This is a genomic window from Chromobacterium aquaticum (assembly GCF_021129195.1).
Classification (GTDB): Bacteria; Pseudomonadota; Gammaproteobacteria; order Burkholderiales; family Chromobacteriaceae; genus Chromobacterium; species Chromobacterium aquaticum.
Map to the genome: position 1 here is coordinate 1 of NZ_JAJOHW010000178.1, position 4,423 is coordinate 4,423.

Here is a 4,423-nt window from a genome sequence, read left to right on the forward strand (position 1 = left end):
GCGTGCTCTACAGCGCCGGCGGCGCGGCGGCCTTGCGCGCCTTCGCCGAGCGCCACGGCGCGCCGGTGGCCGAGACCCAGGCCGGCAAGAGCGCCTTGCCCTGGGACCACCCGCTGCAATTGGGGGCGATCGGCGTCACCGGCTCGCCGGCCGCCAACCGGCTGGCGGAACGGGCCGACCTGGTGCTGGCGCTGGGCAGCCGTTTGCAGGACTTCAGCACCGGCTCCGGGCAGCTGTTCCGCCAGGCGCGGCTGCTCAGCGTCAACGTCAACGCGCTGGACGGGATCAAGGCCGACGCCGTGGCCCTGAGCGGCGACGCCGCGCTATGCCTGGACGCGCTGTCGGCGCGGCTGGACAGCTGGAGCGCCGACGCCGGCTGGAGCGCCGAGGCGCGCGCGCTGGCAGAGGACTGGCGCGCGGAGACGGCGCGCGTCACCGGCCAGCGCCAGTCTCACGGCCTGCCTTACGATGGGGAGGTGATCGGCGCGGTGCAGCGCCACCCCAGCTCCGAGCGCGACGACATCGTGGTCTGCGCCGCCGGCACCCTGCCGGCCGAGCTGCACAAGCTGTGGCGCGCGGCGACGCCGGGCGGCTACCACCTGGAATACGGCTATTCCTGCATGGGCTATGAAATCGCCGGCGGCCTGGGCGTGAAGATGGCGCGGCCGGAGCGCGAAGTCATCGTGATGGTGGGCGACGGCAGCTATCTGATGATGAACAGCGAGTTGGCCACCTCGGTGATGCTGGACCGCAAACTGATCGTGGTGCTGCTGGACAACCGCGGCTACGGCTGCATCAACCGGCTGCAGCAGGCCTGCGGCGGCGCGCCGTTCAACAATCTGTTGGACGACTGCCGCCAGGGCCGCCACGGCGCGCCGCGGGTGGATTTCGCCGCCCATGCCCGCGCGCTGGGCGCCGAGGCCGAGCACGTGGCCGACATCGCCGGCCTGGAGGCGGCGTTGCTGCGCGCCCGCGCCGCGGAACGCAGCTATCTGATCGTGATCGATACCGACCCGGCGCGCACCACCGAGGCCGGCGGCTGCTGGTGGGAAGTGGCGGTGCCGGAGGTGTCGGAACGGGCCGAGGTGCGCGCCGCGCGCCAGGCTTACGAAGACCGGCTGCGCCGGCGTCAATACGAATAGCGGGGAACAGCGCAATGCATGCATTCGACGTGAAAATCGGCATCAATCCGATTTCCTGGAGCAATGACGACCTGCCGTCGCTGGGCGGCGAAATCTCGCTGCAGCAGGCGCTGGCCGAAGGCGCGGCCATCGGCTATCGCGGTTTTGAACTGGGCAATAAATTCCCGCGTCAGCCGGAGGCGCTGGCGGCGGCGCTGGCGCCGCACGGCCTGCAATGTGTGTCCGGCTGGCATTCCGGCCGTCTGGCCGAGCGCGGCGTGGATGAGGAAATCGCCGCCGTGGAGCCGCATCTGCGGCTGTTGGCCGCCAGCGGCTGCCGGGTGATGGTCTACGGTGAAGTGGCGCAGGCGATACAGGGCCAGCCGCGGCCCTTGAGCCAGCGTCCGCGCTTTGGCTCGGAGCGGCAATGGCGCGATTACGGCGAGCGGCTGAACGCCTTCGGCCGCCACCTGCAAAGCCACGGCCTGACGCTGGCCTACCATCACCACATGGGCGCCTACGTCGAAACCCCGGACGATGTGGACGCGTTGATGGCGGTCACCAGCCCGGAAGTGGGCCTGCTGTTCGACAGCGGCCACATCGCCTTCGCCGGCGGCGAACCGCTGGCGGTGCTGCGCCGCCATATCGGCCGCGTGGTCCATGTCCATTGCAAGGATATCCGCCCGCAGGTGGCGCGGCTGGCGCGCAACCGCGGCTGGAGTTTTCTGGAGGCGGTGCTCAACGGCGTGTTCACCGTGCCCGGCGGCGGCGTCATCGATTTCGAAGCCCTGCTGCGCATGCTGGCCGAGCACGGCTATCGCGGCTGGCTGGTGGTGGAGGCGGAGCAGGACCCGGTGGTGGCGCCCAGCTACCGCTATGCCGAACTGGGCTTCCGCACCCTGGCCGGGCTGGTGGCCGCCATCCGCGCCGGCGCGCCGGAAAGGAGCTGCGCATGAATCAGCCCAATCTGCGCGTCAAGGCGGCGGCCGGCCGCGTCGCCGCCGACATCACCCCGGCCTCCGCCGGCTGGCGCCATGTCGGTTTCCGCGCCTTGCGCCTGGCCGACGGCGAGGCCGAGGATTGGCTGCAAGCGGAGCGGGAGTGCTGCGTGGTGGTGCTGGCCGGCGTCGTCGACATCATCGCCGGCGAACAGCGCTGGCCGGGCGTGGGCGGCCGCGCCGATGTGTTCGACGGGCAAGCGCCGTGGGCGGCCTATATTCCCGCCGGCTGTGCATTGCGCATCGTCGCCCGCGGCGCGGCGGAAGTGGCTTTGTGTTCGGCGCCGGGCCGGCCGCTGATCCGGCCGCCGCGGCTGATCCGACCGCAGGACATGGCGCAGAGCGTGCGCGGGCAGGGGAGCAACACCCGCTACGTCACCGACATCCTGCCGCAGCAGGCGGAAGCGGACGGCCTGCTGGTGGTGGAAGTGCGCACTCCGTCCGGCCATTCGTCCAGCTATCCGCCGCACAAGCACGACCGCGACGCGCTGCCGGCGGAGAGCCAGTTGGAGGAGACCTATTACCACCGGGTGAGCCCGGCGCAGGGCTTCGTGTTCCAGCGCGTCTACACCGACGAGCGCGATCTGGACCAATCCCACGCGGTGGAGGACGGCGACGTGGTGCTGGTGCCGCGCGGCTATCATCCGGTGTGCGTGCCGCACGGCTATGAATCCTACTACCTCAACGTGATGGCCGGGCCGCGCCGCGAATGGCGCTTCCACAACGACCCGGCGCATGAGTGGATGCTGTCCGCAGCGACTTGAGGCGCGGGGGCGGGGCTTGGGTTGGCGCGGGCGGCGGTGTAAACTGCCGCATTTACGACCGCGTCGGTCTCTTGCCTGGATTCCGCCATGCCCACGCCTCATGCCGCACGCCGCGCCCGCCTGCTGTCCGCCCTGGGCGACGCCGTTGCGGTGCTGCCCACCGCGCCGGAAGCGGTGCGCAACGCCGATAATTTCTATCCCTATCGCCCGGACAGCCATTTCCTGTACCTGACCGGCTTCGCCGAGCCGGAAGCGGTGCTGGTGCTGGACGGGCGCAGCGGCAAGTCCATCCTGTTCTGCCGCGACAAGAATCCGGACATGGAAATCTGGGAAGGCTTCCGCCACGGGCCGCAGGCGGCGGCCGAGGCTTTCGGCTTCGACGAGGCTTATCCCGTCGCCGAGCTGGACGCGCGGATGCTGGAGCTGCTGTCCGGCTGCGGCCGGCTGTGCTGGAGCCTGGGCTGCGACGCCAAGTTCGACGTGCGCGTCAACGGCTGGCTGGACAGCCTGCGCCAGCGCGCCTACCACGGCGCGCCGGCGCCCAGCTGCTACGGCGACGTGCACGCGCTGCTGGACGAGATGCGCCTGATCAAGGACGACAGCGAGATCGCGCTATTGCGCCGCGCCGGCGAGATTTCCGCCGCCGGTCATGTGCAGGCGATGCGCGCCACCCGGCCCGGCCTGCATGAATACCAGATCGAGGCGGAAATCCTGCACGCCTTCGTCAGTCGCGGCGCGCGCCAGCCTTCCTATGAAAGCATCGTCGCCGGCGGCGCCAATGCCTGCACCCTGCATTACTGCGCCAACAACGGCTTGCTGCGCGACGGCGAAATGCTGTTGATCGACGCCGGCTGCGAACTGGAAGGCTACGCCGGCGACATCACCCGCAGCTTCCCGATCAACGGTCGTTTCAGCGGCCCGCAGCGCGACGTCTACGAAGTAGTGCTGGCGGCGCAGGCGGCAGCCATCGCCGCGCTGGGGCCGAATGTTCCCTGGAACGCGTCCGGCGACGCCGCGCTGGCGGTGCTGGCCCAGGGCATGCTGGACCTGGGGCTGTTGCAAGGCAGCGTGGACGGGGTGATCGAATCCGGCGCCTACCGCCAGTTCTACATGCACGGCATCGGCCATCTGATCGGCCTGGACGTGCACGACGTGGGCGCGCGCAAGCGCAACGGCCTGTGGCGCGCCTATCAGCCCGGCATGTGCGTGACGGTGGAGCCGGGCTTGTACATCCGCCCGGCGGACGGCGTGCCGGCTGCGTTTCACCATATCGGCGTGCGCATCGAGGACGATGTGCTGATCACCGAGCAGGGCTGCGAGGTCTATACCGGCGGCGTGCCCAAGCGCATCGACGAGATCGAGGCGCTGATGAATCAGGATTGAATTCCGGAGCCTGTGTCCCGAGGAAACAGGAGGAAACAGAATGCAGCAACAGATAAATGAACATGCGGACGTGGTGATCATAGGCGGCGGCCCGGTCGGGGCGCTGGCCGCCTTGCGGCTGGCGCGCGCCGGCCGCGAGGTGACCTTGGTGGAGGCC

Annotated in this window: 5 protein-coding genes; all 5 read left to right on the forward strand. The window is 69.9% G+C overall.

The window, feature by feature from the left end:
* Positions 1–1,142 (forward strand): thiamine pyrophosphate-dependent enzyme (locus LQT98_RS22080; RefSeq protein WP_231465231.1); only part of this gene is annotated, 1,142 nt, incomplete at its 5' end.
* 14 nt (positions 1,143–1,156) lie between these two features.
* The gene (gene iolE, locus LQT98_RS22085) at positions 1,157–2,077 is read left to right on the forward strand and encodes a myo-inosose-2 dehydratase (protein ID WP_231465233.1); all 921 of its coding nucleotides are present in this window, start codon (positions 1,157–1,159) and stop codon (positions 2,075–2,077) included.
* Positions 2,074–2,883, forward strand: a complete 810-nt coding sequence (iolB, locus tag LQT98_RS22090) for a 5-deoxy-glucuronate isomerase (RefSeq protein WP_231465235.1) — start codon at positions 2,074–2,076, stop codon at positions 2,881–2,883. The genes iolE and iolB overlap by 4 nt, the downstream gene beginning before the upstream one ends.
* A gap of 87 nt (positions 2,884–2,970) precedes the next feature.
* On the forward strand, positions 2,971–4,266 hold the full coding sequence (locus tag LQT98_RS22095; protein ID WP_231465237.1) for an aminopeptidase P N-terminal domain-containing protein: 1,296 nt from the start codon (positions 2,971–2,973) through the stop codon (positions 4,264–4,266).
* A gap of 40 nt (positions 4,267–4,306) precedes the next feature.
* A partial coding sequence (locus tag LQT98_RS22100) for an FAD-dependent oxidoreductase (protein ID WP_231465240.1) occupies positions 4,307–4,423 on the forward strand: 117 nt, incomplete at its 3' end.

Coding starts and splice junctions, on each gene's coding strand:
- LQT98_RS22095 (WP_231465237.1), top strand. CDS start 2,971: ATGCCCACGCCTCATGCCGCACGCCGCGCCCGCCTGCTGTCCGCCCTG.
- iolE (WP_231465233.1), top strand. CDS start 1,157: ATGCATGCATTCGACGTGAAAATCGGCATCAATCCGATTTCCTGGAGC.
- iolB (WP_231465235.1), top strand. CDS start 2,074: ATGAATCAGCCCAATCTGCGCGTCAAGGCGGCGGCCGGCCGCGTCGCC.